General features: G+C 60.7%; 26 protein-coding genes. 12 read left to right on the forward strand and 14 right to left on the reverse strand.

Annotation, left to right across the window (positions count from 1 at the left end):
• Nucleotides 1-316: 316 nt before the first annotated feature.
• Complete coding sequence (locus tag AEYBE204_RS33060) at nt 317-748, reverse strand: CBS domain-containing protein (protein ID WP_023462869.1); 432 nt, start codon at nt 746-748, stop codon at nt 317-319.
• 115 nt (nt 749-863) lie between these two features.
• Nucleotides 864-1,517: a rhomboid family intramembrane serine protease gene (locus AEYBE204_RS33065; RefSeq protein WP_031230950.1), complete on the reverse strand. Its 654-nt coding sequence runs from the start codon at nt 1,515-1,517 to the stop codon at nt 864-866.
• A 221-nt stretch (nt 1,518-1,738) separates the two neighbouring features.
• Between AEYBE204_RS33065 and hfaA the strand changes: the two genes are divergently transcribed.
• The 3 genes from hfaA to hfaD are packed head-to-tail and all read left to right on the forward strand — an operon-like array spanning nt 1,739 to nt 4,389.
• Nucleotides 1,739-2,191 carry a holdfast anchoring protein HfaA gene (hfaA, locus tag AEYBE204_RS33070; RefSeq protein WP_023462871.1) on the forward strand — a complete coding sequence of 151 codons (453 nt, stop codon included), beginning with the start codon at nt 1,739-1,741 and terminating at the stop codon, nt 2,189-2,191.
• Between the two features lies 1 nt (nt 2,192).
• Nucleotides 2,193-3,212, forward strand: a complete 1,020-nt coding sequence (hfaB, locus tag AEYBE204_RS33075; protein WP_031230953.1) for a holdfast anchoring protein HfaB — start codon at nt 2,193-2,195, stop codon at nt 3,210-3,212.
• Entirely contained in the window at nt 3,139-4,389 is a 1,251-nt protein-coding gene (gene hfaD, locus AEYBE204_RS33080) for a holdfast anchor protein HfaD (RefSeq protein WP_235068212.1), read from the forward strand. The genes hfaB and hfaD overlap by 74 nt, the downstream gene beginning before the upstream one ends.
• 53 nt (nt 4,390-4,442) lie before the next feature.
• On the opposite strand, the gene ada is transcribed toward hfaD, so the two are convergent.
• Entirely contained in the window at nt 4,443-5,495 is a 1,053-nt protein-coding gene (gene ada, locus AEYBE204_RS33085) for a bifunctional DNA-binding transcriptional regulator/O6-methylguanine-DNA methyltransferase Ada (protein WP_023462874.1), read from the reverse strand.
• A 94-nt stretch (nt 5,496-5,589) separates the two neighbouring features.
• Here ada and AEYBE204_RS33090 point away from each other — a divergent pair, with 94 nt between their 5' ends.
• Nucleotides 5,590-6,120: a DUF924 family protein gene (locus tag AEYBE204_RS33090; protein WP_023462875.1), complete on the forward strand. Its 531-nt coding sequence runs from the start codon at nt 5,590-5,592 to the stop codon at nt 6,118-6,120.
• A 102-nt stretch (nt 6,121-6,222) separates the two neighbouring features.
• Nucleotides 6,223-9,126: a pitrilysin family protein gene (locus AEYBE204_RS33095; protein ID WP_023462876.1), complete on the forward strand. Its 2,904-nt coding sequence runs from the start codon at nt 6,223-6,225 to the stop codon at nt 9,124-9,126.
• Between the two features lie 395 nt (nt 9,127-9,521).
• On the opposite strand, the gene AEYBE204_RS33100 is transcribed toward AEYBE204_RS33095, so the two are convergent.
• Complete coding sequence (locus tag AEYBE204_RS33100) at nt 9,522-10,364, reverse strand: hypothetical protein (RefSeq protein ID WP_023462877.1); 843 nt, start codon at nt 10,362-10,364, stop codon at nt 9,522-9,524.
• Nucleotides 10,365-10,627: 263 nt separating this feature from the next.
• Here AEYBE204_RS33100 and AEYBE204_RS0120480 point away from each other — a divergent pair, with 263 nt between their 5' ends.
• Both AEYBE204_RS0120480 and ppk2 read left to right on the forward strand, forming a co-directional pair.
• Nucleotides 10,628-11,206: a PAS domain-containing protein gene (locus AEYBE204_RS0120480; RefSeq protein ID WP_023462878.1), complete on the forward strand. Its 579-nt coding sequence runs from the start codon at nt 10,628-10,630 to the stop codon at nt 11,204-11,206.
• Nucleotides 11,207-11,252: 46 nt separating this feature from the next.
• Nucleotides 11,253-12,011: a polyphosphate kinase 2 gene (ppk2, locus tag AEYBE204_RS33105; protein ID WP_023462879.1), complete on the forward strand. Its 759-nt coding sequence runs from the start codon at nt 11,253-11,255 to the stop codon at nt 12,009-12,011.
• 3 nt (nt 12,012-12,014) lie between these two features.
• On the opposite strand, the gene AEYBE204_RS33110 is transcribed toward ppk2, so the two are convergent.
• Both AEYBE204_RS33110 and AEYBE204_RS33115 read right to left on the reverse strand, forming a co-directional pair.
• A complete protein-coding gene (locus AEYBE204_RS33110) occupies nt 12,015-12,482 on the reverse strand; it encodes a VOC family protein (protein WP_023462880.1) in 468 nt (155 codons plus the stop codon).
• Nucleotides 12,483-12,503: 21 nt separating this feature from the next.
• On the reverse strand, nt 12,504-12,719 hold the full coding sequence (locus tag AEYBE204_RS33115; protein WP_023462881.1) for a zinc-finger domain-containing protein: 216 nt from the start codon (nt 12,717-12,719) through the stop codon (nt 12,504-12,506).
• 285 nt (nt 12,720-13,004) lie between these two features.
• Between AEYBE204_RS33115 and AEYBE204_RS33120 the strand changes: the two genes are divergently transcribed.
• Entirely contained in the window at nt 13,005-14,291 is a 1,287-nt protein-coding gene (locus tag AEYBE204_RS33120) for an MFS transporter (protein WP_023462882.1), read from the forward strand.
• A gap of 162 nt (nt 14,292-14,453) precedes the next feature.
• Here AEYBE204_RS33120 and aceB read toward each other — a convergent pair whose 3' ends face one another.
• The 4 genes from aceB to AEYBE204_RS33140 form a co-directional block, all read right to left on the reverse strand.
• Nucleotides 14,454-16,052, reverse strand: a complete 1,599-nt coding sequence (gene aceB, locus AEYBE204_RS33125; protein WP_023462883.1) for a malate synthase A — start codon at nt 16,050-16,052, stop codon at nt 14,454-14,456.
• 303 nt (nt 16,053-16,355) lie between these two features.
• Nucleotides 16,356-16,565 carry a hypothetical protein gene (locus tag AEYBE204_RS33130; protein WP_023462884.1) on the reverse strand — a complete coding sequence of 70 codons (210 nt, stop codon included), beginning with the start codon at nt 16,563-16,565 and terminating at the stop codon, nt 16,356-16,358.
• Nucleotides 16,566-16,577: 12 nt separating this feature from the next.
• Nucleotides 16,578-17,861, reverse strand: coding sequence for an isocitrate lyase (gene aceA / locus AEYBE204_RS33135; protein ID WP_023462885.1), 1,284 nt, complete (start codon nt 17,859-17,861; stop codon nt 16,578-16,580).
• A gap of 28 nt (nt 17,862-17,889) precedes the next feature.
• Nucleotides 17,890-18,081, reverse strand: coding sequence for a hypothetical protein (locus AEYBE204_RS33140; RefSeq protein ID WP_023462886.1), 192 nt, complete (start codon nt 18,079-18,081; stop codon nt 17,890-17,892).
• A 319-nt stretch (nt 18,082-18,400) separates the two neighbouring features.
• Between AEYBE204_RS33140 and AEYBE204_RS33145 the strand changes: the two genes are divergently transcribed.
• The 3 genes from AEYBE204_RS33145 (at nt 18,401) to AEYBE204_RS33155 (ending at nt 21,759) form a co-directional block, all read left to right on the forward strand.
• Nucleotides 18,401-19,819 (forward strand): short-chain fatty acyl-CoA regulator family protein, encoded by a 1,419-nt coding sequence (locus tag AEYBE204_RS33145; RefSeq protein ID WP_023462887.1) that lies wholly within the window; start codon nt 18,401-18,403, stop codon nt 19,817-19,819.
• A 74-nt stretch (nt 19,820-19,893) separates the two neighbouring features.
• On the forward strand, nt 19,894-20,982 hold the full coding sequence (dinB, locus tag AEYBE204_RS33150) for a DNA polymerase IV (protein ID WP_023462888.1): 1,089 nt from the start codon (nt 19,894-19,896) through the stop codon (nt 20,980-20,982).
• 525 nt (nt 20,983-21,507) lie between these two features.
• Entirely contained in the window at nt 21,508-21,759 is a 252-nt protein-coding gene (locus AEYBE204_RS33155; protein ID WP_023462889.1) for a hypothetical protein, read from the forward strand.
• A 4-nt stretch (nt 21,760-21,763) separates the two neighbouring features.
• On the opposite strand, the gene AEYBE204_RS33160 is transcribed toward AEYBE204_RS33155, so the two are convergent.
• Nucleotides 21,764-22,447 (reverse strand): SOS response-associated peptidase family protein, encoded by a 684-nt coding sequence (locus tag AEYBE204_RS33160; protein ID WP_023462890.1) that lies wholly within the window; start codon nt 22,445-22,447, stop codon nt 21,764-21,766.
• The gene (locus AEYBE204_RS33165) at nt 22,440-22,994 is read right to left on the reverse strand and encodes a hypothetical protein (protein ID WP_023462891.1); all 555 of its coding nucleotides are present in this window, start codon (nt 22,992-22,994) and stop codon (nt 22,440-22,442) included. The genes AEYBE204_RS33160 and AEYBE204_RS33165 overlap by 8 nt, the downstream gene beginning before the upstream one ends.
• Nucleotides 22,995-23,143: 149 nt before the next feature.
• Between AEYBE204_RS33165 and AEYBE204_RS33170 the strand changes: the two genes are divergently transcribed.
• Entirely contained in the window at nt 23,144-23,437 is a 294-nt protein-coding gene (locus AEYBE204_RS33170; RefSeq protein ID WP_023462892.1) for a hypothetical protein, read from the forward strand.
• A gap of 27 nt (nt 23,438-23,464) precedes the next feature.
• Here AEYBE204_RS33170 and AEYBE204_RS40400 read toward each other — a convergent pair whose 3' ends face one another.
• Complete coding sequence (locus AEYBE204_RS40400; protein WP_155908421.1) at nt 23,465-23,923, reverse strand: hypothetical protein; 459 nt, start codon at nt 23,921-23,923, stop codon at nt 23,465-23,467.
• Between the two features lie 8 nt (nt 23,924-23,931).
• Complete coding sequence (locus tag AEYBE204_RS39580; protein ID WP_052019475.1) at nt 23,932-24,651, reverse strand: LexA family transcriptional regulator; 720 nt, start codon at nt 24,649-24,651, stop codon at nt 23,932-23,934.
• Between the last annotated feature and the right edge of the window lie 11 nt (nt 24,652-24,662).

A 24,662-nucleotide genomic window follows, 5' to 3' on the forward strand; every position in this document is an offset into this window, starting at 1 on the left:
CAAACCCTGTCAACTCTTTCTTTTAAACTATCCCCAGCTCCGTAAAGAGCCAATTCAAAGTCAAAAAATCAACCCAAGCCAACTCAACTAAGAGCCAGCCTATTCAGGCCATTTTAAAAGGATGACTGACTGAGCAAACCCTTGTGTGCCTTCGGTTTCAACAACCGCCGGCGGGTGCGCCCCGTCGAGGTGCGGCTTATAGACAATCCTGCCGGTCGAGCGCAACACCTATTTTTAAAAAATTCACACTTATCCCCGGAATCGCCAAAACAGGCGTTTCGGGGATATTATGTGCCGCAAAAGTGCCGACGGCGACTCAGCCCGCCGCGATATAGGCCTTGAGCGTCTGGGCTTCGTGTTCGGCCTGAGCGATCTTGGACTTCACCAGATCCCCTATAGAGATGATGCCGGTCAGCTTCTGGCCTTCCATCACCGGCAGGTGCCGGATACGGCGGTCGGTCATCAGCTCCAGCAGGGAGTCAACCGTCTGACCCAGGCGCGCCACGATGACGTCCTTCGTCATGATCTCTTCGGTCTTCATATTGAGCGATTGCGCGCCCACCCGCGCCAGCGCCCCTATGATGTCGCGCTCTGATATAATGCCGACCACGCGACCGAGGTTGTCCGACACCACAAAGGCACCGACCTTACGCGTATGGAGCAGCGCCGAGACCGCGGCGACGGTATCGTCCGGGGACACGGTAAAGACCTGATGGCCCTTGGCGTTCAGCAGTTGATTGATCAGCATGACCCTTCTCCCTATGGTCACTCCGCGCGCTTGGCGGAAAGGGAACAGAGTTATGCGAGCGGCCCCGCATGGCAAGGCTTAAATTTGACCCTTGCGTCAAATATACGTGAAGCGATTAGTTAACATCGGGGGCGCGAAAGAACTGCGGCCGAAACAGGCGCATCCATACCCCGATGCTGAACAGGCCGATCAAGAAGCCGATTATATGGAGCTGCCACACGACGGCTATGTCGCCCTGCTGCATCGCCGCCGCGACATAGAACCCGTTCATGACGATCCAGAAAATCGTGACGCCGGCGACCCAGCGGCTTTCCGTGCCGGACAGCCGGCCCTTGCCGATGCGGATCGCCGCGCCCAGGATGGTGGAGATCGCGCCCGACGCCCCGATGATCAGGATGTTCTGCTGAGGAAACAGCAGGCAATAGATAAGGCCCGTCAGCACGCCGCCCAGAAGATAGTATATAAAGAAGAGTGCGACACTGCGCCCGTTGGTGCCGAACGCCCTGACCAGCGCGGATGCGGCGACCAGTGCGACAAAGGCGTTGAACCCGGCGTGGGTCCAGCTGCCGTGCAGGAACATGCTGGTGACCAGCGTGTCGTATGACCCTTGCGAAAACAGAAGCGTCGGATTCAAGCCAAAGGCGTATGGCACGACGTCGCGTGTATCGAAATGAGACTGTAAGGCGTAAAGTGCCAAAATGAGCCCGCTTAAGCCCACGGCGGGCCACGGCGCATTGAACACAGGCTCCTTGGGGGCGTCTTTTTTCATTTCATTCACGACATGGTCCGCCCGCATTAAGGTAAACCGCATCGGATTACCGCCAAAAGCGTGGCTCAAAGCGCACGGATTGCGCCTTAAACCCTGATTTTTAATCCATTTACCTCTTTTTCCGGCGAAATATACCTAATTTTTAAGGTTCATGGCGACATTGGCATCCTAATTGCTTTTCCCCTCACGAGTGAAGGGCGAAAGCCTGACAGGAGACCCTCATGTCGTTCAACATTTATGCGGTGACTGCGTTCGGCGCGTTAAGCCTTATCGGAGGGGCCGCCTCGGCCCAGACGATGAGCACGACCTCGACCGGTTTCGAGACCGGTTATGGCCGCACGCGCGGTCAGGAAGAACAGGCCGTCAACGTTTCGACGCGCGACGCCAACGGCAACCGCGTCCTGCTGGACGGCGTGATCGTCACCGGTTCGGACAACAGCGTCTATTCGCAGTCCAAGACCTATGGCGCGGGCGACAGCTATTCCGGTGCCGGGGCTTTGGGCGGCGCGACCGCCATCGGCAACAATCTCTCGGTCACGGTCAACGGCAACTACAACACCGTGATCGTCAATTCGACCCAGATCAACAACGGCAACGTCACCGCCACCAACGGCAAGCAAACGGCTACCGGTGAAACCGGCACGGATATTACAGGAAATCTCAATGGCTTCTGATATGAAGAAATCTAATCGCCGCCTCCGCGCCATCAGCCTTGTCGCGCTGGCCGCGGGCGCCATGACCCTGTCGGCCTGCGTGTCGCCGGTCGCCGGTCCGTCGGGCGTCTATGCCAAGCCGATCGGCAATGCGCCGGTCACCGCCAACCCGACCGCCTATTCGGACGCGCTGGTGTGCATGGGCTCCTATGCCCGCAAGCACAACCTGGCCTCGCCGCGCATGGCCGTCGGCCGTATCTCGGACTACACCGGCAAGGTGGAATACGAAGGCGGCCGCAAGATCACCCAGGGTGCGTCGCTGATGGCGATGACGGCTCTGGCCAAGTCCGGCGCCCGTCAGGTCGAGCGTTTCGACACCTCGGTTTCCGAACTTGAGCTGAAATACGCCAACAACAAGCTGATCACCGACAACGAAACCGCCAATCCGAGCGAAGCCGCCGATTATCGCCGCATCATGGCGGGTCAGATCGCCGGTTCCGACTTCCACATCGTCGGCGGCATCACCGAGCTGAACTACAACATCCGTTCGTCGGGCATCGACGCCTATGTCGGCGATGTCGACGCCCGCGACACCAAGGGTATCGTCAACGGTCGCCTCTATGTGATGAACGTCGCGCTGGACCTGCGTCTGGTCGACACCCGCACGCTGGAAGTGGTCGACGTCATCTCCTACCAGAAGCAGATCATCGGCCGCGAAATCAAGGCGGGCGTGTTCGACTTCTTCAACGGCAACATCTTCGACGTCTCGGCGGGCGAAGGCGGGCTTGAGCCCATGCAGCTGGCCGTGCGCGCCCTCATCGAGCGCGCCACGCTGGAGTTCATGGCCAATCTCTACGGCGTTTCGGGTCCGGACATCTGCCTGAGCCCGAAAGACGACTTCCTCAATGACGCCACGCTGGGCAAGACCGGCGGTTACACCCCGGCCTACGACAATCTGGAGACCAACAATGCGGGTACGCGCGAAGATCCTAGCCGCTGGCACAATACTAGCAACCGCAGCTCTGGCAACGGCCGCTACTAGTCAGTCGCTCGACATCACCAACAATCAGGTGCAGCTGGGCGACGTCTTTTCGACCCAGACCCTGAATGTGGTCGAGAACTATGACGTGCTTAAGGTCGAAACCTCGGCGCACGGCAATGGCATGGCCGGCGGCAACAAGGCCGTCGACGCCACCCTGTCGTCGAACCAGACGCTGAGCGGCAACGTCGTGGCGTCGGCGACGGTCAACGGAACGGCGGCGGCGGAAGATTACCGGAAGTCGCTGGGTACGCCGCTGTACATCACCGGTCAGGCCGTCGGCAACTACGGTGCCTTCACGACCGAGAACGGCAAGCTGGTGTCCGACACCAATCAGGCCGCCGGGGCCGTCAATGTCCACGCCGACAATCAGGTCAATTCGCCCAACAACTCTATCTACGAGTCGGGCGAGATCAATTCGGTCGCCGTCGTCAACCATCAGGCCTATCAGGTGACCAATGGCCGTCTGGAAGCCACCGCCGCGCAGGATTCGCAGGCCGAGGCCCGCGCCCGCACCGGCGTCGTGCTGCACTATTCGCCGTCGCCGAACCTCTATACGGCCTCGGCGCAGAACAACTACTACGCGTCCAATTCGACGGATCGCGGTTCTCAGGAACACGTGGTGACGCAGAACGTGACCGGACGCACCGAGTCCTACGTCTCGGCCAATGCCGGCAATGCCTGGAACATGGCCACGCAGTCGGACGCCGCCGCCAACACGATCAGCCTGTATAATACCGGCGGATCGCTGGTCACGGCGACGGATCAGACCAATCGCGGTCAGGTTCAGGCCCAGAGCGTGCTGACGGCCTATGAGTACGGCGAAGCGCATTCGTCCGCTTCGGGCGTCGGCAACAACATGGTCGCCGGGAACAACGACAAGTACGTCAATATCGACGTCGGCCAATTCAATGCCGGTCCGATCGACGTACAGGCCAGCTTCGAAGGTCACGACGGCTACGACGCCTATGTGTCGTCGGAAGCGACCGGCAACTCGGCCTACGCCTATGCCTGTTCGGAGTGTCAGGCGGACATGACCGTCAACGGCACCCAGATCAACAATGGCAATGTCTCGGCGACGAGCAATGTCAATATCACGGGCTCGGGCCGCGCGATCGTGTCGTCGGCCAAGGCCATCGGCAATACGGCGACCTATTACGTGTCCGGCAACGGCAAGTAAGCGGTTTCGCTTAGAAATATCAAAGCCCCTTCCGGCAACGGGAGGGGCTTTTTTTATCCTTCCCGCGCCAGCAGGGCCGCCTTGCGCTCGACACCCCAGCGGTAGCCGGACAGCGCGCCGTCGTTGCGCACAATGCGGTGGCAGGGAATGGCAACCGCGATGGTGTTCGACCCGCAAGCCGAGGCCACCGCGCGGACGGCTTTCGGCGCGCCGATCCGCTCGGCCAGTTCGCTGTAGCTGAGGCGCACGCCCGCCGGAATCGCCTGCAAGGCCGCCCAGACCTTTTGCTGAAACACTGTGCCGCGGATATCGAGCGGCAGATCGAATCCCGTACCCGGCGCTTCGATCAGACCCGCCACCCGCGCCAGAGTCTCCTCGAACCCGGCATCGGCCCCGATCAGCCGCGCCTTCGGAAACGCGTCCTGAAGATCGCGGACCAGGGCATCGGGATCGTCGCCGAGAAACACCGCGCAGACCCCCTTCCCGCTTTGGGCGACCAGCAAGGCCCCCAGCGCGCTTTGCCCGACGGCAAAACGGATGTCCTCGTCCGCGCCGCCTTTGCGGAACGTCGTCGGCGTCATGCCGAGCGCCGTTTTCGTATCGGCGTAGAAGCGGCTGGAGGCGTTGAAACCGGCATCGTATATGGCTTCGGTCACCGTGGCGCTGGTCTTCAGGGTTTCGCGCATCTTCTTCGCCCGGTGGGCGCGGGCATAGGCCTTGGGCGTCACGCCGGTCACCGCCTTGAACACCCGGTGCAGGTGAAACGGACTGAGCCCCGCCCGTCGGCCCAGATCGTCGAGCGACGGTTCGACCTCGGCGCTCTCGATTTCGCGGCACAGGTCGGCGACCATCTGCGCCTGCCGGTCGCGCAGGGCGATCTCGTCCGGTTTGCAGCGCTTGCACGGACGGAAACCGGCGGCGCTCGCTTCGGCAGGGGTGGCGAAAAAGCGCACATTTTCCGGCTTCGGCAACCGCGACGGACAGACGCTGCGGCAATAGACGCCGGTCGAGGCAACGCCATAGACGAAGGCGCCATCCTGCGCCGGATCGCGGTCGCGCACGGCTTGCCAGCGCGGGTCTTCGGTGATGGAAAGAGTGTGGTTCATTTATGCGCTCCATTCTATAGGAGGACAATCGCACGGGCCAGTCCCCGTCGCACTCCGCGCCTTGCGGTCAAATTCGAGTTCAATGGAGCGCACTATGATCGATGACGTCATCGCTTTCTGGGAAGCTGCCGGGCCGCAAAAGTGGTTCGCCAAGGACGAGGCCTTCGACCGCGATTTCCGCGAACGGTTCCTCGACCTGCACATGCAGGCGGCGGCGCGGCAGCTTGACGACTGGGCCGATACCGCGCGCGGGTCTCTGGCGCTTCTGATCCTGCTCGATCAGTTCCCGCGCAATGCCTTTCGCGGTACGGCGCACATGTTCGCCACCGATCCTCTGGCCCTGTTCTTCGCACGTCAGGCCGTGGATGCCGGGCAGGACACCGCCATCGCCGACATCCTGCGCCCGTTCCTCTATCTACCGTTCGAGCATTCGGAAAACCTGACCGATCAGGAGCGCGCGGTCGAGCTGATGCGGCCCCTGGGCGGGCAGTCGCTCGACTATGCCGAAGGACACCGCGACATCATTCAGCGCTTCGGACGGTTTCCTCATCGCAATCCCGTTCTGGGCCGCGTGACGACGGCGCCGGAGCAGGCCTTTATCGACGGCGGCGGTTTCGCGGGCTGAATCACGACATTGTGCGCGTTACATTAACTCTTCGTAACTTTATTCGGATCGTAAATTTTGAAATGGTCTTGCCCAGATCAATCTCGAAGGGCGACCCTTTTCATGCTTATGCGTAAGAAACTCCTGACGGCGCTCGCTGTTGCGGCACTGTCCACCACCGCCCTGACGCCGCTGACCTCGGTCGCCGTGGCCGCCGAAGCCGCCGCGCCCGCCATCCTGCCCGGTGCGGTCGAGTTCGCGCAAGCCCATTCGGACGTCAAGCCGGACGCTCAGGCCCGTTACGGCCGCCTGTCCAACGGCCTGACCTACGTCATCTATCCGAACAAGACCCCGCCGGGCGCCGTGTCTCTGCGCATGCGTTTCGCCACCGGCTCGATGATGGAATCCGAAGCCCAGCTCGGCCTCGCCCACTTCCTTGAGCACATGGCCTTCAACGGTTCGAAGAACGTCCCCGAAGGCGAGATGGTCAAGATCCTTGAGCGCCACGGCCTGAAATTCGGCCCGGACACCAACGCCTATACCTCGTTCGACGAGACGGTCTATATGCTGGACCTGCCGAAGAACGACCACGAAACCATCGCCACCGGTCTGTTCCTGTTTTATGAGACGGCGGGCAATCTGACGCTCAACCCCAAGGCCATCGACAAGGAGCGCGGCGTCGTGCTCGGCGAAGAACGCGCGCGCAATTCGCCGGCGTTCAAGCAATATGTCGACTGGGCCAAGGCCGCCTTCCCCGGTCAGAGCTACGGCCACCGCCTGCCGATCGGCTCGACCGAGATCATCGCCAAGGCGCCGGCCAAGGCCTTCGTCGACTATTATAACGACTTCTATCGCCCGGAACTGACCACCATCATCGTCGCGGGCGACATCGATCCGGATCAGATCGAGGCCATGATCAAGGCCAAGTTCTCCGACCTCAAGCCGCGCTCGAAGCGTCCGCTGGACACACTGACCTACGGCACCTACGGCCCGCAAAAGACCGCTAACGCCTATACCTATGTCGAGGCGGGGCTGCGCAACAATATCCAGATGAGCTGGTTCAAGCCGGTCGACGAGTCGTGGGAAAGCGAAGCCAAGAACTTCGACAGCTATCTCGACGATCTGGCCTTTACCATCGTCAACCAGCGCCTCGAGCGTCTGGCCAAGCTGCCCGACACGGCCTTCGCTGCGGCCTCGGTCGGCGACGGCACGGTGACCAAAACCGCCGAAGTCGTCGAGCTGAGCGTGACACCCAAACCCGGCAAGGACAAGGAAGCCTATCAGCAGGCCCTGACGGTCGTGCGTCAGTTTGAGACCTATGGCGCGACCGACGACGAAGTGGCCCGCGTCCTCGCCAACTGGACCGCCAGCCAGGAAGCCGCCGCCAAGGGCGAAAAGACCCGCAATACCGGCAATATCGTCAACAGCATCGTCGGCACGCTGGGCGACAAGGAAGTTCTGACCGCACCGTCGCAGAACCTCGCCTTCTTCACCAGGGTCAAGCCGCGCCTGACCACCGCCGCCGTTACCGAACGCGCCAAGACGCTGTTCAGCGGCGACGGCCCGATGATCGCCCACACCGCCGACAATCTCGGCGGCTTCGACAAACCCGCCATGCTGGCCACCTATCAGGCTCTGATGGCGCAGACGGTCGAAAAGCCCGTCGCTGTCGTCAAGAAGGCGTGGCCCTACGAGTCCTTCGGCACGGCCCCGGCCAAAATCGTCAAGGAAACCGTGCTCGAAGACCTCGGCGTGACCCAGCTGGTCTATGCCAACGGCATCAAGGTCAATATCAAGCCGACCGATTTCAAGGACAACGAAATCCTGATCAATGTCCGTTTCGGCGGCGGCATGCAGACCATCGATCAGGCGGCCAGCGTCGATCTGGCGGCGGCCAACTGGGTCAATCTGTTCGATGGCGGCCTCGGCAAGCTGGAGTCCGAGGAAATCAAGGACACGCTGGCCGGTCGCATCTACGGCGCGGGCTTCGGCATCGGCGAAGAATCATCGACCCTGTCGGGCGGCACGACGCCGACCGACTTCGCGCTTCAGATGCAGGTCTTCATGGCCTTCATCACCGACGCCGCCTATCGCCCGGAAGCGCTCGACCGCCTGAAATCGTTCCTGCCGGACTATTACCAGTCCCTGCCCGTGACGCCGAACGGCATCTTTACCAGCAAGGGCGCGCGCATCCTGCACAACGGCGATCCCCGTTTCGGCCTGCCGGAAAAGGACGCCGCTCTGGCGGTCAAGAACGACACGGTCAAGGCGCTGGTTACCGGCATTCTGGCCAATGCGCCGATCGAAATCACCATCGTCGGCGACATCACGGTCGATCAGGCCAAGGCGGAACTTGACAAGACCTTCGCCCTGCTGCCCAAGCGCGCCGAAACCGTCACCCCGGCCAAGGGCGCCGACGTGGTCACCTTCCCGACCACCAACCTGCATCAGGTTCTGACGCACAACGGTCGCGCCGATCAGAACATCTCGTTCATCGCCTGGCCGACGACGGACTTCTTCTCGGACACGCAGGAGGCCCGCAACACCGAACTTCTGGCGGCGGTTCTGACGCTGCGCCTGACCGAGGAAATCCGCGAAAAGCAAGGCGCGTCCTACGGCTCGTCGGCGGGCTCCAGCATGTCGGCGGCGTTCAAGGGCTACGGCTATCTGGCGGCGCAGGCGACCGTGAAACCGGATACCGACCAGACCTTCTACGACTCGGTGATGCTCATCGCCGCCGATCTGGTCGCCAAGCCGATCACCGAGGACGAACTGCTGCGCGCGCGCAAGCCTATCCTCGATCGCTACGACGTGCAGCTCAAGACCAATGGCTACTGGATCGGCGTCTTGCCGGGCATTCAGGCCGATCCGCGCGATCTGGCGGCGATCCGTTCGCGCAAGGCGGAACTGCTCAAGGTGACCCCGGCCGACATCCAGACCACCGCGAAAAAATGGCTGGTCAAGGACAAGGCCCTGCGCATTCAGGTGAAACCGGCGGACAAGGCCGCCGAAAAGCCGAAGTCGTAACGCACTCCCTCCTCCCGCGTGGGGAGGAGGACCGCACGAAATCGCGTAGCGATGAGATGCGGTGGAGGGGTGTGGCGCTTCAGAATGTTCAAATGCCGGTGTTTGGAATTCTGACCAAGTCGTACCCCTCCGTCAGCATCGCTTCGCTCGCTGCCACCTCCCCACTACGTAGGGAGGAGGGAGAAACAAAAACCCCCGTCTCGGTTTGAGACGAGGGTTTTTTAGTCTGTAGCCGCGTTTCTGGTTTTAAACCGTGGCACGTGTTTGTTCTTGGAAAACACCGGCCTGATGAGGCGAAAATGACTGGTTTTCGAGACCCGTAGCGGAGCGTACTTGAGTACGTGAGCAACGGAAGCTCGAAAGACGGTTATTTGCAGCCCATCAGGGCGAGGGTTTTACTGAACAAACCCGCCGACGCCGCCATCAAAGACCATCTGTGAGCTATAGCTCGCCGACGACTGCTTCACGACTTCGCGCTGGGCCTGATAGCTTTCGGTGGTGACCAGCGTGAGTATCTTCACACCGGCGCCGAACTTGCGCAGGAGCGAGCGTTCGTTGCACTGACGCTCATTGATCTGCACCTTGCAGGTGACGACGTTGCGGTCGTACCACAGGGCTTCGCCTTTGCGGCAGTCGAACGACTTGCCGCCGTCGCGGGAGTCCTTGTCCGTCAGGGTGTAGCGCATTTTCGTACCGGCGATGCAGCGATAGACTTCACCGGCATAGGCGCTGTTGACGTCCTTGGCACCGAAAACCTGCGAAGCCGGGTGCGGTACGCCCTTGTCGTCGATACAGGCGGCTTCGATGATCATGATCTTGGTCAGCGAGCGCGAGGTCGAATAGGATTCCATGGCGCGGACTTCGCCGCCTTCGACATTGAGACCCATGCTCGACGGCGTACCCGGCGTTTGCGACCAGTTGCCGTAACCACCGCCGTAATAGGTAGCGCCGGAGCCCGAACCGTTGAACGAACCCGGACCGACGTAAGCATTGGCGCTGGCGCCCGCCTTGACGTTCACATTGACATTGACGTTGACATTGCCGTTGTTGCCACCACCGCAGTGACCACCACCGCAGCCACCGCCACCGGGCATGTTCGGCTTGCCGGGGTGCGAGGGGGGGCTCGGCGGTGCGGGCGGCTTGCATCCGCTGTCGCAACCGGCGGCGGCCTGACCGGCCATTGCCAAAAGGCCCAGCCCGATCAGGGCGGCAAAAGTCTTTCCAGGCTTAACGCGCATTCAACGCTCCATATTTGATCCGGCGTCGCCTTGAGCGCAGGGCGCTGTCGGTTTCGGCGGCAGGGTCTGTCATTTCTATAACAAGATGTCCCAAAACGTGCCGGTCTGGCACGGCGAACACCCGCTCGATGAGAGGTTCAGCAAGAACCATACCGGTGCAAACTTGCCGCATTATTAAGCGCAAACCCCTTTGGAGAAAGAATTTTCGCCTGTACCGTGTTTTGGGCCGGTTTCTTGCTCCTTGTTCGCCAAAGGAGACCGTCATGGCCCATAATAGCACAATTCAGTTCATCGACGCGTGGCGCGCCCTGCAAGAGACGCCGCAGAAAGCCCCGGCCCGCGACGCCTTTGATCCGACGCGGATGAAAAGCCTGATGCCGCAGATGCTGATGCTGGCCGCGGGCGACCGCAACGGCGGCTTCACTTTCCGGCTGGCGGGCGGCTTCATCGAGCAGCTACATGGCGGCGGTCTCAAGGGACGCGACTTCACCGCGATGTTCGCCCCGGCGTTTCAGGCCCCGCTGATCGTCGCCCTGACCTCGGCGCGTCATCGCGAACAGCCTTTGTTATTGTGTGTGACGGCGTCGGTCGGGGCTGAGACGATCAGCGCCGAAATCCTGCTGACGCCCTTGCGCAACAGCGCCGGTCTGATCGATCGCTTCGTCGGTCTCTATCAGCCGCTGGGCTCGCCGCCCGACGCCTTCCGCCTTGAGGCCTTTTACGAAGGCGTGCCGCGCGCCGGGCTTTTGAGTCTCAAATCGGCGCGCTTGCAGACCGCGGATACCCCGGCCCTGCCCGCGCACCTGCGTCTCGTCAGCATCGAAGGCCGCCTGATCGCTTGAGTCTGAACGGTATTCGGTTCATGCTCTGGTCATAGGGAGAAAAACTATGACCGACGACGAGTACGAAACCGAACTAGCCAAATTACAGGTGGCTCTGGTCGATGCGCAGATCTGGGCGCAGGCCGAAGGCAAGAAGGTGTGCATCGTCTTCGAGGGTCGCGATTCCGCCGGCAAGGATGGCGCGATCAAGCGTATCACCGAACACCTGTCGGTGCGTCAGACGCGCGTCATGGCCCTGCCCAAGCCGTCCGATCGCGAAAAGACCCAGTGGTGGTTTCAGCGCTACGCCGCGCATCTGCCCGCCGCCGGGGAATGGGCGATATTCAATCGCTCCTGGTACAACCGCGCGGGCGTCGAGAAAGTGATGGGCTTTTCCACGCCGCACGAGCAGGAGATTTTCCTGCGCGACGTGGTGTCGTTCGAGTCGATGCTGGCCGACAGCGACATCGTCCTGATCAAGTTCTGGCTCGATATTTCCAAGGACGAGCAGAAGGAACGGCTCGACGACCGGCGCTCGGACCCGTTGAAGCGGCTGAAAGTGTCGCCGCTCGATGCCGTGGCGCAGGAGAAATGGGACGCCTATTCCGCCGCGCGCGACGAGATGCTGCGCCGCTCGCACCACCCGGTCGGCCACTGGACCTGCGTGAAGACCGACAAGAAGAAAAAGGCGCGACTCAATATAATCCGCCACGTGCTGCACGCCATAGGCTGCCCGGCCTATACGGTCAGTGTCGACACGCCGGACCCGGAGATTGTCTTTTCCTATGACGCGGTGATCGAGTGCAAACAGGCACTGTTTAAATAACGCCTACCAGCTTCCCACATTGGCCGCGCTCAGCCACGGTTCCTGCGGTTCCTTCGGCGGGCCCTTTTGCAGCAGTTCGATGCTGATCCCGTCGGGCGAGCGCACAAAGGCCATATTGCCGTCGCGCGGCGGGCGGTTGATCACCACCCCCATGTCGCTCAGGTGCTGGCAGAGTCGGTAAATATCGTCGACCTCATAGGCGAGATGCCCGAAATTGCGCGCATTGCCGTAGTCCTCGACCACACCGTTCTCGTCCGGCCAGTTATAGGTCAGTTCGATATGCGGCGCGGCGCGGTCGCCGCCATTGACGGTCGCGGTGGCTGAGTCCAGCGGCGCGGCCAGAAAGACCAGCGTGAAGCGGCCTTTTTCCGACTCTTTGCGGCGGACCTCGAACATCCCCAGCCCCTTGCAATAGAAGTCGAGCGAGGCGTCGAGATCGGTCACCCGGATCATGGTGTGCAGGTAACGCATGGCCTGTCCTCCGTACGGAAGTTAGTGCGCGCCTTCGGGACGCGGCGACGGATCGGCGTAGTCGTGAGCATGGTCTTTATGGACGAACTTGCGGTCGCAATAGCCGCATTCGACTTCGCCCGACGCGCCCAGTTCGAGATAGACTAGCGGATGGCCCAGCGCCCCGCCGCCGCCGTTGCAGGCGACCTTGTGACCTTCGACATAGATGACTTCGGGGGGCGGGATTTCGGTGCTCATTTGGGCCACGTTTTACTCGGTGTGGGTGTTGGTACAAGCCTTACTGAAACCCGGCGCGGGCGTCAAATGCCAATCAAATAATCATACCTCCCTGCTGGCGGGGAGGGGGACCGTTTGCGAAGCAAATGGTGGTGGGGTGGCCTTAGGAACTTTCCACAAACCGTGGCCGTTGACGCATCAAAGACTCCCCACCTTCCGGCCTTCGGCCTCCCTCCTCCCCGCAAAGCAGGGAGGTATGAATGAGAGGCAATTGACCCCGAACCGACGTTATGTGAGGCTCGCACTATGCAACAGACAAAAACCGAATGGTCGCGGCTGAAATCGATCCTGGGGGGATCGGCAGGGAACCTTGTCGAATGGTACGACTGGTACACCTATTCGGCATTCACGCTCTATTTCGCGCCGGTGTTTTTCCCTGAGTCCAGCCCGACGGCGCAGTTGCTCAATACCGCCGCCATCTTCGCCGTAGGCTTCCTGATGCGGCCCGTCGGCGGCTGGTGTCTGGGCGTTTTCGCCGACCGTTATGGACGCAAGGCGGCGCTGACCTTCTCGGTTTTGTTGATGTGTTTCGGCTCACTGATCATTGCCTGCGCGCCGGGCTATGCGACCATCGGCGTCGGCGCGCCGATCTTGCTGCTGTTTGCGCGGTTGCTTCAGGGCCTCAGCGTCGGCGGCGAATACGGGGCCAGCGCCACCTATCTCTCTGAAATGGCCGGGCAAAAGCGGCGCGGTTTCTATTCCTCGTTCCAATATGTGACCCTGATCATGGGGCAACTTCTCGCCCTCGCGGTGCTGGTCGTCTTTCAGCAATTTCTCCTCACCGAACAGCAACTGCACGACTGGGGCTGGCGCATTCCGTTCGTTATCGGGGCGCTGCTGGCCGTCGCCGTGCTGTTCATCCGTCGCCACATCGAGGAAACCCCGTCGTTTCAGAACGCCGAGAAACTGGCCGGCAGCCGCGTCTGGCGGCTTTTGCGTCATCACCCGTGGGAGACGTTGCAGGTCGTCGGTCTGACGCTCGGCGGCACGGTCGCCTTCTATACCTACACGACCTATATGCAGAAATTCATGGTCAATACGGCGGGCTGGACCAAGCCGCAGGCGACGCTTTTGTCCGCCGCCACCCTGTTCGTCTTTATGTGCTTGCAGCCGCTGTTCGGCGCGTTATCCGACCGTGTCGGACGCAAGCCGCTGCTGATTGGATTCGGCGTTCTGGGCACGGTCGCGACCGTGCCGATCATGACGGCTTTGGGCAGCGCGACCGGTTTCTGGCAGGGGTTCGCGCTGATCCTGACGGCGCTGGTTATCGTCAGCGGCTACACCTCGATCAATGCTGTGGTGAAGGCCGAACTGTTCCCGCCGCACGTGCGGGCTTTGGGGGTGGCGCTGCCCTATGCGCTGGCCGTGTCGCTGTTCGGCGGGACAGCGGAATATGTGGCGCTGTGGCTGAAACAGGCCGGGGTCGAGAGCGCGTTCTTCTGGTACGTCTCGGGCTGTATCGGCGTGTCGCTCTTGGTGTACGTGTTCACGCGGGACACGCGGGCACATACGTCGTTCAAGGGTGAGGATTGACTCCCTCCTCCCTACGAAGTGAGCAGACTGAGGGGTATATCGCCAGAGCGTTCCGCGCTCAGGCATTCGGAGTTATACCCCTCCACCACATCTCACCACTGCGTGGCTCGTGCGGTCCCCGGCACCGGCCGCCCGGCTCCCCACTTCGTAGGGAGGAGGGCGTTAGCCGAGCATCTCGTAGGCGGGTACGGTGAGGAAATCGCCGCACGCGTGGCTCAACGTCATGGCCGTAAACAAGCCGATGGCGTCCTCGAAGCGGCCCTTGGCAAACGCATCGCCCAAGACCTCGCGCAGCTTCGCCATTTCATCCGTAATCAACGCCTCGACCCGCTCGCGCGTCACCGTCGTGCCGTCCTCAAGCTTCGCCGCGTGGCGAATCCATTGCCAGACCTGCGTGCGCGAAATCTCGGCCGTGGCGGCGTCCTCCATCAGATTATACAGCGGCACCGCGCCTTTGCCACGCAGCCACGCCTCGATATATTGTACCCCGACGCGGATATTTTCGCGCAGGCCGGCTTCTGTCCGCGCGCCCTGATGGACGCGCAGCAGATCGGCCTGCGTGGTGACGACATCGTCGCGCGTCACATGCAACTGGTTCGGTGTCGGCATCAGGCGGTCGAAGACTTCCATCGCTACCGGCACGAGGTCCGGATGCGCGACCCAGGTCCCGTCGTGACCGTCTCCGGCCTCGCGCTCCTTGTCGGCGCGGACGCGGGCAAAGGCCGCTTCGTTGGCCACCAAATCGTTTTTCACCGGGATCTGCGCCGCCATGCCACCCATCGCAAAAGCGCCGCGGCGGTGGCAGGTCTTGATGAGTTCCCGCGAATAGGCGCGCAGGAAGGCGTCGCCCATCACCATCTTGGCGCGGTCCGGCGTGACGAACAACGGGTTTTCGGCAAAGGTCTTGATAAAGCTGAAAATATAGTCCCAGCGCCCGCAGTTCAGCCCGACGATATGGTCCTGCAATTCGTACAGAATCTCGTCCATTTCAAACGCCGCCGGCAGGGTTTCGATCAGGACCGTGGCCTTGATCGTGCCGCGCGGGATTTTCAGATAATCCTGCGTGAAGACGAAGACCTCGTTCCACAGGCGGGCCTCCAGATGCGACTCCATCTTGGGCAAATAAAAGTACGGCCCGGAGCCCGCCGCTATGGCCAGCTTCGCGGAATGGAACATGTACAGGCCGAAGTCGAACAGCGCGCCCGACATGGGGGCGTCATCGACGCGGACGTGGCGTTCTTCCAGCCGCCAGCCGCGCGGGCGGACGATCAGGGTGGCGGGCGTGTCGGACAGACGGTAAGCCTTGCCCGATGCCGGATCGTCGAACGACAACGCGCCCGCCCAGCGGTCTTTCAGATTGACCTGACCGTCGATGCAGTTGGCAAAGGTCGGGGCATTGGCGTCCTCGAAATCGGCCATGAAGACCTTGGCACCGGAATTGAGGGCGTTAATGATCATCTTGCGGTCGACCGGGCCGGTGATCTCGACGCGGCGGTCCTGCAAGTCGGCAGGGATCGCGCCGACCGTCCAGTCGCTTTGACGGACGTGACGGGTGTCCGGCAGAAAGTCGGGCAAGGCACCAGAATTGAACGTTTTCTGGCGCTCGCGGCGGGCTTTCAGCCGCGCCTGACGCTGCGGCTCGAAGCGGCGGTGAAGCTGCGCCAGAAAGGTCAGGGCCTCGTCGGTGAGAATTTCGCCCATGCGGTTTGTGATGGGCGCGGTGATTTTTATGTCAGGGGTCATCAGGGTATCGAGGGGCATGGACATTCCTCCGGATGTAGCAGGTCGAACTAAAGCAAGAAACCCCACCACCACATCTCGCCAGCAAAGCTGTCTCGTGCGGTCCCCCTCCCCAGCAAGCTAGGGAGGAGGAGCACTTGCAAGTGGGCTTCGTTTTATACTCCCTCCTCCCTGCTTGCGGGGAGCGGGGCGGCCCGTGCCGTGGCGCTGAGCGTAGCGAAGTGACGGAGGGGTATCTTGCTTCTTAAACAAAGTGCCCCTTCCGCGATTGGGGGTGATGCGGAAGGGGCGATGGACGCGCGTCTTATCTATGGTATCGCGCGTCTATTCGTAGCCGTGGGCGGCCTCGTTGATGACGAGGGTCGGCATCTGCGAGAAGTCCACCGCGACCGGCTGGGCGGCCTTGAGCTGGAACGTGCGGATGACGTGCTCAAGGCGGCGGCGCGTCTCGTGCGTCGACTCACTCATCGGGTTCAGTTGCAGCGGGGCCAGACAAAAGTCGATGATGGCGTCGGGGCGGGTATAGGTGTTCATCGTGGTCTCTCCTTATTCGGCAGCTTCGAACTGCGCGGTTTCAGTCGATTCTTTCATGGCGGTCGTGGACGACTGCCCGTTGGTGATGGTCATAGCGACGGCATCGAAATAGCCGGTGCCGACTTCGCGCTGGTGCCGCGTGGCGGTGTAGCCTGCGGCTTCGTTGGCGAATTCGCGCTGTTGCAGCTCCGAATAGGCCGCCATGCCGCGGTCGCGGTAGCCAGACGCCAGCTCGTACATACCGTTGTTGAGCGAGTGGAACCCGGCCAGCGTGACGAACTGGAACTTGTAGCCCATGGCTCCCAGCTCGCGCTGGAATTTGGCGATGGTCGCCTCGTCCAGCTTGGCCTTCCAGTTAAAGGACGGCGAGCAGTTATAGGCCAGAAGCTTACCCGGATGCCGCTTGTGGACGGCCTCGGCGAAGCGACGCGCGTCGTCGAGATCGGGGTGCGAGGTCTCCCACCACAACACATCGGCATAGTCCGCATAGGCCAGACCGCGCGCGATGCAGTGATCGAGGCCGGTGCCGGTTTTGAGGCGGAAAAAGCCTTCCGGCGTGCGGTTGTCGCGGTCGATGAACGGATGGTCGCGCTCATCGACGTCCGACGTGATCAGTTGCGCCGACTCGGCATCGGTGCGCGCCACCGTCAGCGTCGGGACGCCCATCACATCCGCCGCTAAACGGGCAGCGATCAGGTTGCGTTCGTGCGCCTGGGTCGGGATCAACACCTTGCCGCCGAGGTGGCCGCACTTCTTTTCCGAGGCCAGTTGGTCCTCGAAATGGACACCGGACGCGCCCGCTTCGATAAAGGCCTTCATGATCTCGAACGAGTTCAGCGGCCCGCCGAAACCGGCTTCGGCATCGGCGACGATCGGGGCGAACCAGTCGCGTTTTGCGCCGCCTTCGGCGTGCTCGATCTGGTCGGCGCGCTGAAGCGTGCGATTGATGCGGCGGCACAGTTCGGGCGCGGCATTGGCCGGGTACAGCGACTGGTCAGGATACATGGCGGACGCCGTATTGGCGTCGGCGGCGACCTGCCAGCCGCTGAGATAGATGGCCTTAAGGCCCGCACGGACCATCTGCATGGCCTGATTGCCGGTGACGGCACCGAGCGCGTTGATATAGGGCTCGTCGTGCAGCAGTTCCCACAGGCGGTTAGCACCGCGCTCGGCCAGCGTGTTTTGCAGAACGACCGAACCGCGCAGGCGCTCGACCTCCTGAGGGCTATAGGGCCGCGTGATGCCGTCGAAACGGCCGGGCGGGGCGTTGGGGACTAAACGTTCGAAGGTGGTCATGGGGTTATCCTTTGGGGAGGTTAAGGACTTAAGCTATTTGGGCGGTCTGGGATTGCGGCTGCGCGGTTTGACGCAGACGGTTGAGGTCTTCGCGGTGCGCCATCAGGGCGGCCTGCCGCGACATGCCCGCGCCGCACAGGGCCAGCGAAGACATGTAGGCCGTGGCGAAGTCGAAGGGACTCAGCGACATCAGCGGTGTAGGGGCGGGTGAATTTGTCATAATATGTCTCCTTTCTGGCGGCGAATGGCCGCGGGTTGATAAGACGAGTAAAGCGCCAAACCGGAGATAAAAATAGCTTTTGAGCGTGGTTTGCCGCGTCAATTGGCAAAACATGACATTGTCAATTTTGTAAAATTGTGACTTAATGACTCCCTCCTCCCTACGCAGTAGGGAGGTGGCTCCGAGTGAAACGAGGAGACGGAGGGGGACGACTCCGAACATCGCCGCGCGCTGAATGGCTTGGCGTAATCCCCCTCCGTCTCGCCGCCCTGCGTCGAGCCACCTCCCCATGCTCCGCACAGGGAGGAGGGAGACATGAATGTCCGAACTCGATCGCAAACTGTTCCTCGGCGGGCGTCTGAAACGCCTGCGCCACGACCTGAACCTCAGCCAGACGAAGATGGCCGAAGACCTCGGCGTGTCGGCCTCCTACCTCAACCACATCGAGCGCAATCAGCGCCCGGTCACCGCGCAGGTCCTGCTGAAGCTGGCCGCGACCTACGACCTCGACATGCGCACCTTTACCTCGGACGCCGATCCGTCGGGCGAGGCCGACCTGACCGAGGTGCTGGCCGATCCGCTGTTCAAGGACCTGCGCGCGCCGAAACGCGAAATCGCCGATCTGGTCGCTGCCTCGCCGACCGTCGCCGAGGCCATGCTGCGGCTTTACCGCGCCTATAAGGAACGACGGACGCGCGAGGTGATCGACCTCAGTTCTGCCGAAATCCTCAACGAACAGTCGCCGTCGGACTGGGTGCGCGACCAGATTCAGGCCGCGCACAACTTCTTCCCGGAATTCGACGAGCTGGGCGAGGCGCTGTTCGAGGCTTTGGGTGGCGATCCGCACACCCTGGAGGCCGCCGCCGAACGCAAGCTCCAAAGCGATTTCGGCATCGGCGTGCGTTTTATGCCCGCCTCGGTCATGCTGATCTATGAGCGGCGCTACGATCCGCACCGGCGCAGGCTGATGCTGTCGGAATCCTTAAGCCCGTCATCGCGCGCTTTCGCCATCGTCTATCAACTGGCCCTGTCGCTGCACGGCGCAGCGTTGAACGCCCGCGTCGAACGGGCGAAAGCGCCGGACCTTGCATCCGGTCGTCTGTTCAAGATCGCCTTGCTCAACTACCTGACCGCCGCGACGCTCATGCCCTATGCGCGGTTTCACGAGGCGGCGGAACAGTGCGGCTATGATCTGGAACTGCTGCGCGCCCCGTTCGGGGTCAGCTTCGAACAGGCCGCGCACCGCCTGACCACCCTGTCGCGCCCGGGACAGCGCGGCGTGCCGTTCTTCCTGATGCGGATCGACTCGGCGGGCAATGTCTCGAAACGCTTTGCGGGCGGCAAGTTTCCGTTCTCACGCTTTGGCGGGGCCTGTCCGCGCTGGAACATCCATCAGGCGTTTCAGTCGCCGGGCCGTGTGCTGACGCAGGTCATCGAGACGCCGGATAAGGCGCGTTACTTTACCCTGTCGCGGACGCTGGATCGCGGTTTGCGCGGCTGGGACGGCGGGGCGTTTGCCGAACAGGCGCTGGGGCTGGGCTGCGAGCTGAAACACGCGGACAAGCTGGTCTATGCACGCGGTCTTGATCTTGCCAACCCTGCCGCCATCGAGGTCGGGCCAATGTGCCGCCTGTGCGAACGTCCGAACTGTCGGGAGCGCGCCGCCCCACCGGTGACGCGCACCCTCAGCGTCGACGAATGGATCAAGGCCGCCACGGCCTATCCGTTCTCTTCGTGACTCATACCACTTGATTCGTTCTCTTTTTGTGCTAAGTTCTTTGTATGTTCTCATAACGTCGCGGAACCTGTGTCATGGACGAGATCGAAAATCATCCTCTCCGGAAAATCATCCATATCGATATGGATGCCTTCTACGCCTCGGTCGAACAGCGCGATAATCCCGAATTGCGCGGTAAACCCGTCGCGGTCGGCGGCATGGAGCGCGGCGTCGTCGCGGCGGCCAGTTACGAGGCGCGCAAGTTCGGCATCCGTTCGGCCATGCCGTCGGTGACCGCGCGGCGCAAATGTCCGGACCTGATCTTCGTCAAGCCGCGCTTCGACGCCTATAAGGCCGTGTCGAAGCAGATCCGTGACATTTTCGAGGACTATACCGATCTGGTCGAACCGCTGTCGCTGGACGAGGCCTATCTCGATGTCACCGAAAACCATAAGGGCGTCGGTTCGGCAACCCTGATCGCGCAGGAAATCCGCGCCCGCATCAAGCTGGCGACGGGCCTGACGGCGTCGGCGGGGGTATCGTACAACAAGTTCCTGGCCAAGATGGCGTCGGATTACCGCAAGCCCGACGGGCTTTACGTCATCACCCCGCGCATGGGGCCGGAATTCGTCGAGACCCTGATGGTGGGGCGCTTTCACGGCATCGGTCCGGCGACCGAGGAAAAGATGAACCGGCTGGGGATCATGACCGGGGCCGATCTGAGGGCCCAGTCTCTGCCGTTTCTGCAAAAGCACTTCGGCGTGTCGGGCGACTATTACCACAATATCGCGCGCGGCATCGACCACCGTCAGGTACGGTCCGACCGTGTGCGTAAGTCGGTCGGGGCGGAGAATACCTTCTTTCAGGACATCTTCTCGCCCGACGCGGCCCGCGCGGCCTTGCAGCCGATCGTCGAGAAGGTCTGGCGCTATTGCGAGCAGAACGGCACGCGCGGCCGCACGGTGACGCTCAAGGTCAAATATACCGACTTCCAGCAGATCACCCGCAGCCATACGGCCAATGCCACGGTGGGCGACAAGGACGAGTTGTCGCGCGTGTCGGGCACCCTGCTCGACGGCGTCTTCCCGCTGGCCAAAGGCATCCGGTTGCTGGGGGTGACGCTGTCGTCCTTAGGGGCGAACGATGCCCGCCCCGAACCGCAGCAACTCAGTCTAGCTATCTAAAATCATACCTCCCTGCGCTTGCGCGGGGAGGGGGACCATTGGCTGTAAGGGGACAGAAGGGTTTAGAGTGCTAATTGGTGTGGGATATCGCGGGATATGCCGGGACAAGGTGGGATGAAACCCTTAAAAAATTGGGCCTTGCGGCGATTTCGGTTTTTCGCACTCTGAAAAAGCTGTGTCTAGAGTAAATGGCGTTTTAGACATCATTCAGGGCCGTTCGGGCGATCCGGGCGGCCCTTCGTCGTTTTTAGGCGCTAAGGTGCTAAGGGGCTCTTAAAGGCCCCTTAAATGGCCGCTAATAAGGATTTCATGACTTTGAGGGCGTCGGCGTCGGCGCTGATTGCGCTAAAGCGGGTATCATACCCACTCTGAAATGCCTTTGCTTTCTGTGCGCGAGCTCGCACAGTTGGGCAAATTGGCGCACAGTTTGCAACTCTTTGTAAAATAAAGCTTTGTGGTATAGTGTCTTCAGCGGCGATTCCGACATGCTGTCGTGAACTGTGCGCGTCTTTGTGGAGCCATAACATGAATGCGTTGAAGACAAGAGAGGGATTATTCGCCGACGAGAAAGGTTATAAGGTCGCCGTCTTCCATGTCAGGGAGCCGAGTAAAGCAATCCCGTTTTCGCCTCTTAAGGGCGGCACTCAGTTTAGGGAAGCACCAGGGGCATCGTATTGGGAGACCGACAGCGGCCAACGTGTTGAACCAGTCAACGACGACAGAACGTCCTTCAAATTTAATGATGTCAAAAAATGGCTCACTCGAATTGGTGATTAACACCCTAGAGCAGTGTACTCTCGGCGAAGGGTGGCGGGACCTCGACCAGAACGTCAGAGGTTACTGTACGCTTCTGAAACTGAGCGACCTCGGCCCATGGTGCGGTTAGCCAGGCACGGCAGTCTTCAGGAGTTGTCAGGATCAGCGGCATGGCCTTCCTGTGGACCGGGCGCACCACGTCGTTCGGCTCCATCGTCAGGAAGGCGTAGAAGCGTCCCTGTGTCGGGGCCGGGTCTTTGGCTTTGATCTGACGGTCCAGCACGTCGCTAACACCGGCGAAGCAAGCGGTGGCGGGTGGTTCGGCAGTGAAGCCAAACCAGTGATAGGCCTTCGTCACATCGTGGTTTTCAGAGAAGGCTGTAAACGGCACAAGGCAACGATGCTCAAGGCCGAACCAGCGGCGCCAGTGAGGCGACTTGAGATTGCGTATATTCGTGACCCCGGAGTCGTAGCTTTTCGGCTTGCCGGTTGGGGTAACGAGGTACTCAGGCGGCGTCGGCATCCCCCACAGCGCCTCGTCCAGGACTAAGCCGCCTTCAGACTGGCGTCGGATGATCGGCGCCGGGTAGTTGGGAAACAGTTCCGTTTTGAATGGCATGTTGCGACCGTGATCCGAGAATTCTTCGATTTTAGCGAAGTCTGAGAACAGGGCGGCCGTCGCTCTGTCATTGCGGTATCGGTTACACATTCTCGCCTCCGGTTTGATCGGCGAGCATGGGCGCTAAATGAAGCTCTGTCCATGCCTTGATCAGGTTGGCGTGGGCGGTGGTGTAGCGATCGACGAACTTAGGGATTTCGAGGTCATGGTTCATGGGAAAGGCTTCGTCTTCGAGGTGGACCCAGTAGTGGCGGGTTATGGTCAGGCTCTTTTTGCCCGCCCGCCAGAAAAGGTTTTCCTTCACCTCGATATTTCCGACCTTCAGCAGCTGCGACAGGTCGATCGTGCGGCCGTTGAAGTCATGGGGCGCGGGCGGGCGCCGAATCTGTTTCAGGCCTGCGACCAGGACGGCCAGATCGTTGCGGTGGCGGCAGGCGACGTTGAACGGTTTGAGGGCCTCGTACTTGTCGGGATCGGTCAGCAAAAGCTGGTAATTCGGATGGTGGTCGCGCACGCCGAAGCCAAAGGTTCGCCCGGTGTCGAAGGTTACCGAAAACCCGCTCTGGCCGATGGCGACCTCGCCAATCGAGACGATCCGTGAGGCGTCAATGTGGCTGCCGAGGAAGTCGATGATCATGGATCGCACCTTTTCTCAATGAATCAAGCGGTTGAGATAACGCTGGTTAAAAAGTTAACGGCGCGGTGCATTCGTACCTTGACTCAGGCTTCAGTTAAAGAACAAAATGGGAACATTCCAGAACGGAAATTGCTTAGGAGGGTACGGGGATGGGCGCGGCCAAGTCGTTTAACGAGCTGTTGTGGGGTGATCAGCTTCCAGAAATCGAGGCGCTGGTGTCCTCGCTCGAAGACCGGTGGCGCGATGGCGCCCGGTTAGTAAAGGCCTTCCCGCGAGAGGCTACAGTGCGCGGTGTATGTCCTGACTGCGGGTTAGAGCGCACGGAATCCATCGCGGCGCTGTTGGAACAGCGGCTTGGCGAAATGACACTCTGGGACTTAACCGATAGTTTGAAATGCGAGCGCGGTAGTTGCGGCGGCAAACTGGATTATGAAATCGAGTAGTTCAGGTTGGTCTAATGACCGATCTTATTATTTTCCGCTAGCTGGCGTCTGAAGCGCGCGACCGCAAATTTCACGGGTTTCATTCAGACGGTTATTACACCACGAAAGAAATGCCGACCGCCCTTTATGCGAAAAACCAATCATATCAGCCTCATTCAAAAGGGCCGCGTCTGTTGATCCCTGTCGGGGGCCAGCTTTGTAATTGACCCATAGAAACGGTGTGTCGGCCACAGAGGGGTCATTAACATCTACGGCTAATGCCGTGCTATCTCGTTGACGACGAACAACATAGGCAATTATCGCTACCGATTCGGAAAGCTGCCGTTCTGCTTCCGTGTCGGGCAATACGGTGGCCGTCACAAAGGTGGCGTTCAAATCGGCATCTTCTTCAACATTCGTAATTCTACCTTGTGGGTCAAATTGAGGTTCACACCCGGCGAGCATCATCGCCCCCGCTAATAAAGCAGAAATGACTTTTAGTCTCATAACTCCCCCTAAAGAACAGAGCCTGCCCAAACGACGCGACCGATTAAACCAAAGTGCTCTTTCTCTGGCCCTTCGATCCGCTCCGGCGGGTACATTGGATTGTCGCTCATGGCTTCGATGTCTCCCAATCCAACACGACGCAGACGTTTAATTCTCAAATCGTCGACCATGCGGAACGCATAAACGGCTTCGCCCATACGATTTTGGTTCGTATCGACCAGCACATAAGCCGGATCACTTATGGTCGGATACATAGAATCGCCCGTCGATTCGAACATGTACAGGCCCTTGGTATCCGTCCTGTGCAATTGCGCCATGACTTCTGGCGGAAGGATAATTTCGCCTATCTGGTTTTCGGTGGCCAATACCCCGGCGCCCGCTGATAGTCGGGTGTCGAGCAGTGGCACTATAAAGCGCGGCGCCGCCTCTGCCGCCGCGATGATAGTCGCGCTTTCAGAGCGCGCACCACGTCCCAGCACTAGCCAATTTGGACGAACCTCCAATGCCTCTGAAATCAAGATGACCGATTCGGCATTCGGCATGACCTTGCCTCTTACATATTCCGAAATTTTGGACGTACTCAGGCCCGTTATTTCGGAAAGTCGTGTCTGAGACCAAGCCTTCTCTTCCAAAAGCAGATTAAGGCGCGTGGAAAACTCCCTTTTCAGGATATCCGACGCTTGACCTTCTGTGTTTTTTGATATCTTATCCGAATTTACGGAACTCATTTTCTGACATT

The sequence above is a fragment of the Asticcacaulis sp. YBE204 genome (genome assembly GCF_000495855.1).
In the GTDB taxonomy this organism is placed as follows: Bacteria; Pseudomonadota; Alphaproteobacteria; order Caulobacterales; family Caulobacteraceae; genus Asticcacaulis.

What these genes read in the sequence shown, in the direction of transcription:
- AEYBE204_RS33090 (WP_023462875.1), top strand. Translation starts at nt 5,590, where the DNA reads ATGATCGATGACGTCATCGCTTTCTGGGAAGCTGCCGGGCCGCAAAAG.
- AEYBE204_RS33110 (WP_023462880.1), bottom strand. Translation starts at nt 12,482, where the DNA reads ATGCGTTACCTGCACACCATGATCCGGGTGACCGATCTCGACGCCTCG.
- AEYBE204_RS40400 (WP_155908421.1), bottom strand. Translation starts at nt 23,923, where the DNA reads ATGAGACTAAAAGTCATTTCTGCTTTATTAGCGGGGGCGATGATGCTC.
- aceB (WP_023462883.1), bottom strand. Translation starts at nt 16,052, where the DNA reads ATGCCCCTCGATACCCTGATGACCCCTGACATAAAAATCACCGCGCCC.
- AEYBE204_RS33155 (WP_023462889.1), top strand. Translation starts at nt 21,508, where the DNA reads ATGAATGCGTTGAAGACAAGAGAGGGATTATTCGCCGACGAGAAAGGT.
- AEYBE204_RS0120480 (WP_023462878.1), top strand. Translation starts at nt 10,628, where the DNA reads ATGGCCCATAATAGCACAATTCAGTTCATCGACGCGTGGCGCGCCCTG.
- AEYBE204_RS33165 (WP_023462891.1), bottom strand. Translation starts at nt 22,994, where the DNA reads ATGATCATCGACTTCCTCGGCAGCCACATTGACGCCTCACGGATCGTC.
- dinB (WP_023462888.1), top strand. Translation starts at nt 19,894, where the DNA reads ATGGACGAGATCGAAAATCATCCTCTCCGGAAAATCATCCATATCGAT.
- AEYBE204_RS33095 (WP_023462876.1), top strand. Translation starts at nt 6,223, where the DNA reads ATGCTTATGCGTAAGAAACTCCTGACGGCGCTCGCTGTTGCGGCACTG.
- hfaA (WP_023462871.1), top strand. Translation starts at nt 1,739, where the DNA reads ATGTCGTTCAACATTTATGCGGTGACTGCGTTCGGCGCGTTAAGCCTT.
- hfaB (WP_031230953.1), top strand. Translation starts at nt 2,193, where the DNA reads ATGAAGAAATCTAATCGCCGCCTCCGCGCCATCAGCCTTGTCGCGCTG.
- AEYBE204_RS33145 (WP_023462887.1), top strand. Translation starts at nt 18,401, where the DNA reads ATGTCCGAACTCGATCGCAAACTGTTCCTCGGCGGGCGTCTGAAACGC.
- AEYBE204_RS33060 (WP_023462869.1), bottom strand. Translation starts at nt 748, where the DNA reads ATGCTGATCAATCAACTGCTGAACGCCAAGGGCCATCAGGTCTTTACC.
- AEYBE204_RS39580 (WP_052019475.1), bottom strand. Translation starts at nt 24,651, where the DNA reads ATGAGTTCCGTAAATTCGGATAAGATATCAAAAAACACAGAAGGTCAA.
- hfaD (WP_235068212.1), top strand. Translation starts at nt 3,139, where the DNA reads ATGCGGGTACGCGCGAAGATCCTAGCCGCTGGCACAATACTAGCAACC.
- ppk2 (WP_023462879.1), top strand. Translation starts at nt 11,253, where the DNA reads ATGACCGACGACGAGTACGAAACCGAACTAGCCAAATTACAGGTGGCT.
- AEYBE204_RS33100 (WP_023462877.1), bottom strand. Translation starts at nt 10,364, where the DNA reads ATGCGCGTTAAGCCTGGAAAGACTTTTGCCGCCCTGATCGGGCTGGGC.
- AEYBE204_RS33065 (WP_031230950.1), bottom strand. Translation starts at nt 1,517, where the DNA reads ATGAAAAAAGACGCCCCCAAGGAGCCTGTGTTCAATGCGCCGTGGCCC.
- AEYBE204_RS33160 (WP_023462890.1), bottom strand. Translation starts at nt 22,447, where the DNA reads ATGTGTAACCGATACCGCAATGACAGAGCGACGGCCGCCCTGTTCTCA.
- AEYBE204_RS33170 (WP_023462892.1), top strand. Translation starts at nt 23,144, where the DNA reads ATGGGCGCGGCCAAGTCGTTTAACGAGCTGTTGTGGGGTGATCAGCTT.
- AEYBE204_RS33130 (WP_023462884.1), bottom strand. Translation starts at nt 16,565, where the DNA reads ATGAACACCTATACCCGCCCCGACGCCATCATCGACTTTTGTCTGGCC.
- aceA (WP_023462885.1), bottom strand. Translation starts at nt 17,861, where the DNA reads ATGACCACCTTCGAACGTTTAGTCCCCAACGCCCCGCCCGGCCGTTTC.
- AEYBE204_RS33115 (WP_023462881.1), bottom strand. Translation starts at nt 12,719, where the DNA reads ATGAGCACCGAAATCCCGCCCCCCGAAGTCATCTATGTCGAAGGTCAC.
- AEYBE204_RS33120 (WP_023462882.1), top strand. Translation starts at nt 13,005, where the DNA reads ATGCAACAGACAAAAACCGAATGGTCGCGGCTGAAATCGATCCTGGGG.
- ada (WP_023462874.1), bottom strand. Translation starts at nt 5,495, where the DNA reads ATGAACCACACTCTTTCCATCACCGAAGACCCGCGCTGGCAAGCCGTG.
- AEYBE204_RS33140 (WP_023462886.1), bottom strand. Translation starts at nt 18,081, where the DNA reads ATGACAAATTCACCCGCCCCTACACCGCTGATGTCGCTGAGTCCCTTC.